General features: G+C 63.0%; 7 protein-coding genes. 5 read left to right on the plus strand and 2 right to left on the minus strand.

What is annotated here, in order from left to right:
* The first annotated feature begins 195 nt into the window (after positions 1-195).
* The 5 genes from P0D73_RS10660 (at position 196) to P0D73_RS10680 (ending at position 4,023) form a co-directional block, all read left to right on the plus strand.
* Positions 196-882, plus strand: coding sequence for an MgtC/SapB family protein (locus tag P0D73_RS10660; RefSeq protein ID WP_132383552.1), 687 nt, complete (start codon positions 196-198; stop codon positions 880-882).
* Between the two features lie 132 nt (positions 883-1,014).
* Positions 1,015-2,361 carry a hypothetical protein gene (locus P0D73_RS10665; RefSeq protein ID WP_408431290.1) on the plus strand — a complete coding sequence of 449 codons (1,347 nt, stop codon included), beginning with the start codon at positions 1,015-1,017 and terminating at the stop codon, positions 2,359-2,361.
* A gap of 264 nt (positions 2,362-2,625) precedes the next feature.
* Positions 2,626-2,934 (plus strand): hypothetical protein, encoded by a 309-nt coding sequence (locus tag P0D73_RS10670; protein WP_408313690.1) that lies wholly within the window; start codon positions 2,626-2,628, stop codon positions 2,932-2,934.
* Positions 2,935-3,124: 190 nt separating this feature from the next.
* The gene (locus P0D73_RS10675) at positions 3,125-3,283 is read left to right on the plus strand and encodes a hypothetical protein (protein WP_165924046.1); all 159 of its coding nucleotides are present in this window, start codon (positions 3,125-3,127) and stop codon (positions 3,281-3,283) included.
* Between the two features lie 446 nt (positions 3,284-3,729).
* Positions 3,730-4,023 carry a hypothetical protein gene (locus P0D73_RS10680; protein WP_132383558.1) on the plus strand — a complete coding sequence of 98 codons (294 nt, stop codon included), beginning with the start codon at positions 3,730-3,732 and terminating at the stop codon, positions 4,021-4,023.
* A gap of 246 nt (positions 4,024-4,269) precedes the next feature.
* On the opposite strand, the gene P0D73_RS10685 is transcribed toward P0D73_RS10680, so the two are convergent.
* Positions 4,270-5,178: a dihydrodipicolinate synthase family protein gene (locus tag P0D73_RS10685; RefSeq protein ID WP_408431292.1), complete on the minus strand. Its 909-nt coding sequence runs from the start codon at positions 5,176-5,178 to the stop codon at positions 4,270-4,272.
* A gap of 25 nt (positions 5,179-5,203) precedes the next feature.
* Positions 5,204-6,308: dihydroxy-acid dehydratase (locus tag P0D73_RS10690; protein WP_408431294.1), on the minus strand; the 1,105-nt coding region annotated here is incomplete at its 5' end.

Genomic DNA, 6,308 nt, shown 5'->3' on the forward strand with positions numbered 1-6,308 from the left:
CGCCGTTGCCGGCAAACCTGCCGGTGAGCGTGGATGCTACCTGCTTTGCAAATCGGCAACCGCAAAATCGAGACAGCGATTGGGCGCGCGGTCCGCGTGGCGCGTGCGGCTTAGCATAAAGCAAACGGGTCCCACTGGCACTGCGGCGCCGGTGCGGAAAATACTCCAAATAATTTCCGATAAGGAGGCAAAACAATGCTGGGGAATCTCGAACTCATCGCCCGTCTGGTAGTGGCCGCGGCGCTCGGCAGCGTCATTGGCTTCGAGCGGGAGCGGCTTTCGTGGGCCGCGGGCCTGCGTACGCACATGCTGGTGTGCGTCGGTTCGGCGCTCATCATGATCGTCTCGGCCTACGGTTTCGCCGAAGTGCTGACCGGCGACCACATCGTGCTCGACCCTTCGCGGATGGCTGCGCAGGTGGTGTCGGGCATCGGCTTCCTCGGCGCGGGCTCGATCCTGCTGCGTGGCGAAATCGTGCGCGGACTGACGACGGCGGCGAGCCTCTGGTCGGTCGCCGCGATCGGTCTTGCGGTCGGCGGCGGGCTGTACACGGCGTCGATCGCGGCGACCATCATCATTCTGATTATTCTCGCGGGCATCAAGCCGCTCGAGCGCCGCTTCATCACGGTCAAGCAACGGCGCCAGCTGACGATGATCGTCGAGCGCGGCGCCATGACGTTCCACTCGCTGCACGACGAACTCGGCGCCGCGAGTCCGCGCGTCAAGCAGTTCGTGATGCAGCAAAGCGAGGACGCGCCCGAGTGCGATGAAGTGGTGATCACCTTGCATCGCGTGTCGAATACGGAATATGAGGCGATCTGCGGCCGCTTGCGTCAACTGCACGGCGTCAAGCAGTTCCGGCAGGACGACACGACTTCCTAAAAACGGAAAATCCTCGCCGAATGGCTTCGGTGGGCGCGGGCGGCCATGCGACAATGCGGTCTCGAAAAATTCCAACGGCATTGACGAGCGGTGCTCGGCGCCCGCATTCCGGCGACGACCGCTTTTTTCTCTATGGCAGATTCCGTAGCATCCACGCAGTCCCGGCCTCAGCGCGCCGCTTCGAAGAAGCGGCGCCAGGCCACCGTCTCGACCGAAACTGAAAACAAGCTGGCGCGCGCCGCGCGCTCGGCACAACGCCTCGCGCAACTGAGCGAGGCGTCCCGCGACGACAGCACGCTCGATCTGTTCCCCGACGATCCCACCCGCGCCACGCTGGAAGCGATGAATATCGACATCCGGCAAGGCACGCTGCACGGTTTCGAATTACCCGATGTGGTGTTGGCCGCGGTCGGCGCGATCGATGCCGGCGACAACGTGCCGGTGGACGCGCGGGCTGCGCGCCGCACGCCTCGTGCTGCGAAGTCCGATGATCAGCCGGAGCCGGTCAACGCGCTATTGAGCGGGCTCGAAATCGAGCCGTTGGTGGCGACGGGTTCGGCGGCCGGCGACGTGGGTTCGGGTGACGCGAAAGCGGCGGACTCGGCCACTGCCGCTGAAGAGAAATCGGCGGCACCGGCGCGTGACGCATCGGCGCCGCTGTCGCCCTCGATGGCGGCAGCCACCGTGGCGCGCAGCGTGACCGCGCTGCGCCAGACGTCCGAGCCGGGCGCAGCAACTGACACTGCGACGGTGCCGGCTTCAGGCGGCGGCAAGGCGCCGCAACGCTTTGCGGCGACTTTTGCCAAGGCGGCTTCGGCTTCGCAAGAACCGGCTGCAGTCGCGGCCGGCGTGGCGAACACAACGACGAGCGAACCCGCGTCCGCACAGTCGGACGCTGCTACTGAAGGTTCGAAGGTTGGCTTGGATGCGTCGACGAATTCATCGGCGTCCGCACAGGCTAACGCCGCGTTCGCCACGCCGTGGCGCGAAGCCCGCCGCGCCGAGGCGGCCGCGGCGGCGCTGCGGGCCGCGCCGGAACTCGATCGCGCGCGGGCAACCGCCTTCGCCGACACCGTCGACGCGCTCTACGGCGTGATCGCCGATCAGCGCCGCGCCGCGACCGATCATTCGCGCCGCATGAAATGGATGCTGTCGATCGTAGTGGGCGCGTTGCTGGTGACGGTCGCGATCGGCATTACGCAAACGTTGCTGCTGATGCGCCTCACGCGCGAGACGACGGCCCAGCAGCATCGCATCGAACAGATGATGCAGAACCAGCAGGCGGCGATGGCCAGTTTGCTCGACACGCACATGGCGATGGCGAACGCAGCCGCCGCCAATGCCGCTTCCGACGCGGCCGCGGCCGCGGCTGCGGCAGCGCCCGCCGCGCCTCAACAAGCCGCCGCTGCGCCGGCGCATGCGAGGCGCGCCGCGCGAGCGCAGCATGCGCATAAGCCGAAAGCCGTTACCCCGCATTGACAGTCAGTGAGCGCCGTGGCCGGCGATGAGCCGGCCGCGGTGATCCACTCGGCACTCGCCGGTCGCCGCTCCCCGCTCCCCGCTCCCCGCTTACCAACGTTCGCGCGGTACTCGCCGACCGCCAAGCTCGCCATTTCACCGGATAGACGCCGTAAGGCGCCGCGCGTTTCCGCCACGCCGCAACGCAAACCCCACGTTCTACACTTTCAATGCTGTTGCGAAGCCGGACCGGATACGCCAGCGCATCTTCTGACGGGAGCCACCATGCCGACTAGCGAACACAAATATTCCATCGAGGAACTGTTGGGCGCACTTCTGCGCGATCAGGGCATCCACGAGGGCCACTGGGCGCTGAATGTCGAGTTTTCAGCGACGGGCGCCGCCGTCAAGCCGCAGGACAATCCGGCACGGACGCTGCCGGGGCTGATCGTGTCGGTGAATAGCGCGACGCTGATGCGCTCGGACAGCACGGCGGCGGGCGCGGTCGACGCCGCAGTAGTCAACCCGCGCAAGGCCGCGGCGAGCCCGAAGCCAATGCGCAGCAGGAAGCCGGTATCGACCACGTTGCAGTAGACCAGCCCTTTGCCCCTGAATTGAAAAAACAGGGACGTTGTCATGATGCAACGCAACATATGAAAAATACCCTGCGACAACGCACCACACCGAAAAATTGCTGCATTGCACTAGCTTTTGCCTAGGGAAAACCCTATACTTCTTCTTAAGGGAAAACCCTAGCAAATGCAGTAACTAACCGGGAGTCGCTATGAGCTTCATTTTTGCATTGTTCCAAAAGGTCAGCGACCTCTTTGCGTCGCCCCATCTGCCGCTGGATGCGGACTACTCGTACGAAGCGCGTAGCCGCGAAGCAGAACGCGTTCGCAGAGCACAAGCTACGTTGTTCGGCGTCAAGCTGAGCGACTAAAAGCAAAGTCGTACCGGCCCAAGCGCGGAGCAACCGCGTACGGGCGCGCATGTCTGATGCGCATCGCATCACCATTGAAGCCACAGTTCGCGAAACGCGTACCGTGGCTTTTTGTTTTTTTCGGACGCTTTTCCGCCGCTCAGGGCTTGTCTCCGAATATTTCCGGGCCGAAATGAATGTAACGGAGCCTGAAAGATGGCCGTAGAGCCGGCGTGGCCCGGTCACGGCGCATGGCTTTGTAGACAGGGCGCGACAGGCAAAAAGCGCTTTGGCCATCCGTCCCTTTCTATGAAATGTGCGCTTACAAGTGCTCACGTCTTCATGCGGTTTGCGCCGCTAAAGTTGGTCTCAAGCGTACGGCGTCTGGTTCGAGCCTGAAATTGCAGGTTTAGGTCGATCTCGAGCACGGACGCTGGCTTGATACAAAACTTTGATGGGAGGTCACTATGAAAACCTTGAACAAGACATCGCGTTCGATCATTGCAACCTTGCTGGCTGGCGGCGCGCTGCTCGCAGCTGGCAGCGCATTTGCCCAAGAACGCGTGGTCGTGGAAAACGGACCGGCGGTCTACGGTCAGCCGCACATGATGCCGGTGGGCGTGTCGATCAATATCGGCTGGCACGGAGATCGTTACTATGACGGCCACCGCTATTGGGCCCATGACGACTGGATGCGCCATCATCCGCACGACTACGATCCGCATCACCACGACGACCATCGTCCGCAGCAGCGCTATTAATCCGCGCGTGACGACGCCGCACGACGCGCACGACGCGGCGTCGGCGGGAAGTCCACAAAGCCGGTCCTTCCTTGCGGAAGACCGGCTTTGTCACGTTCGGGCTTGCGAGTCGGCGCTCGACGAATTGATCGACGCCGACTGCATCGGCCGCGCAGCCGTCATGCCCGCGTCGGGATCGGCCGTCGAGGATATCGGCCCGCGCCAACCAGCCGCGACAATGTGAATGTCTCGTCCTCTAATCGCGGTTCAGGCGTAGGCCCCCAGTCGCTGTGCAAAGCGCCGCGCGCATTCGAGTCCGAATGCCGTTGGCGCGATGCCGCGATCGTGGTGCACATCAAATCCCATTCTCCACGCCGCGATCCGTTTACCGTAGCAGGTCAATGAGTCTAGCGACTGCATCACAAACACAATGGACGGCAGTACTTCTGCATACAGCGCCTCAGCACGCGCCTCGTCTCCAGCAACAAAAGCTCGCTGAATAGCGACCTGCCTGTCGAAGGTATCCGGTGCAACGATCAGGCCGGCGCAACCTGCGCGCAGATTGTCGATGATCTCCTGACCGCCGCGTCCGTTGAATACGGGCAGAGGTGTTCCGAGCGCGCGTAACTGGTCGATGGTCTGACGGACCACAATCGCGGGTCCTTCGCCTTTGAGCCATCGAAAATTGTCGCGTTGACGCGCGAGTTCAACGATCGACTCTGCGGACAGTCCAACGCCGAGATACTCGGGCGCGTTTTGTATGCCAACCGGAGCATGCACGCGCTCCATCACGTCAGCGAAAAAATCGAAATAGAACGATTCGGGCTGATTACGCGCGGAAGGCGGCTGCAGGATCAGCCATGACGCACCACGCGTCACGGCGTAATCGGCAAGCGCGGCCTGGGCGTCAACGGTGTCGCCCGTGATCGTGACGGCGAGCGGCACGCGCGCGTCGATGTCAGTGCTGGCCCAGTCGATTACATGATGCTTCTCTTCGAGCGACATGCGATGCACTTCGGTCGCGAGCCCGAGGATCACAATGCCCGGCGCGCCTGCGCGAATCGTGGCATCGACCTGCGCGCGCATAGCGTTTCGATCGAGCAGATTGTGCGGGTCGAAATACGCGTACAGAACGGGCCAGATTCCGCCGGGAGGAAGTGCATCGTTCGCCCTCATTGGACTGTTCCCTTGTCAATGGGCATTAGTGTGAGTCGCGCGGCACAGGCGCGCCGCTCGATCCGACGAGGAAGTCGAGATCCGCGCCCTGATCCGCTTGCAGCACATGGTCGACGTAGAGCTTGTAGTAGCCGCGTTTGGGCGCCTCGGGCGCCTGCCATGCGGCGCGCCGGCGCGCGAGTTCCTCGTCGGTGACGTCGAGATGCAGGCGGCGCGCTTCGACATCGAGTTCGATCATGTCGCCGGTCTGCACGAACGCGAGCGGCCCGCCCGCAGCCGCTTCCGGTGACACGTGCAACACGACCGCGCCGTACGCCGTCCCGCTCATGCGGCCGTCCGAGATGCGGACCATGTCGGTGATGCCTTTTTCAAGCACCTTCTTTGGCAGCGGCATATTGCCGACTTCCGCAAAACCGGGATAACCCTTCGGCCCCGCGCCTTTTAGCACCATGATGCAGTGCTCGTCGATATCGAGCGAATCGTCATCGACTTTGGCGTGTAGTTCTTCGACGTTCTCGAACACTACCGCTCGACCGCGATGCTTGAGCAACGCCGCAGTGGCCGCCGACGGCTTGATCACTGCGCCATTCGGCGCCAGGTTGCCCTTGAGCACCGCGATGCCGGCCTTCGGCTTGAACGGCTCGGCGAACGTCGTGATGACTTTCTCATCGTGATTCGGTGCGTTGCGCACGTTGTCCCAGATCGTCTTGCCGTTCACGGTCAGCGCTTCTTTATGCAAGAGCCCTTGTTCGCCGAGTTGCTTCAACACGGCCGGCAAACCACCCGCGTAGTAAAAGTCCTCCATCAGATATTCGCCCGACGGTTGCAGGTTCACGAGACACGGCACGTTTGAACCCAGTTCCCAATCTTCAAGCGATAACTCCACGCCAATCCGCTTTGCCAGCGCGATCAGATGAACGACCGCATTGGTCGACCCACCGATCGCCGCATTCGTGCGAATCGCGTTTTCAAAGGCCTGCCGCGTCAGGATCTTGTCCATCGTCAGATCCTCGCGAACCATGTCGACGATGCGCCGGCCCGCGAGATGCGCGAGCACCTGACGGCGCGCATCGACCGCGGGAATCGCCGCGTTATGCGGCAAGCCCATGCCGAGCGATTCGACCATCGAG

The organism is Paraburkholderia sp. RL18-101-BIB-B (assembly GCF_046026985.1).
In the GTDB taxonomy this organism is placed as follows: Bacteria; Pseudomonadota; Gammaproteobacteria; order Burkholderiales; family Burkholderiaceae; genus Paraburkholderia.

What these genes read in the sequence shown, in the direction of transcription:
- P0D73_RS10670 (WP_408313690.1), top strand. Translation starts at nt 2,626, where the DNA reads ATGCCGACTAGCGAACACAAATATTCCATCGAGGAACTGTTGGGCGCA.
- P0D73_RS10680 (WP_132383558.1), top strand. Translation starts at nt 3,730, where the DNA reads ATGAAAACCTTGAACAAGACATCGCGTTCGATCATTGCAACCTTGCTG.
- P0D73_RS10685 (WP_408431292.1), bottom strand. Translation starts at nt 5,178, where the DNA reads ATGAGGGCGAACGATGCACTTCCTCCCGGCGGAATCTGGCCCGTTCTG.
- P0D73_RS10660 (WP_132383552.1), top strand. Translation starts at nt 196, where the DNA reads ATGCTGGGGAATCTCGAACTCATCGCCCGTCTGGTAGTGGCCGCGGCG.
- P0D73_RS10675 (WP_165924046.1), top strand. Translation starts at nt 3,125, where the DNA reads ATGAGCTTCATTTTTGCATTGTTCCAAAAGGTCAGCGACCTCTTTGCG.
- P0D73_RS10665 (WP_408431290.1), top strand. Translation starts at nt 1,015, where the DNA reads ATGGCAGATTCCGTAGCATCCACGCAGTCCCGGCCTCAGCGCGCCGCT.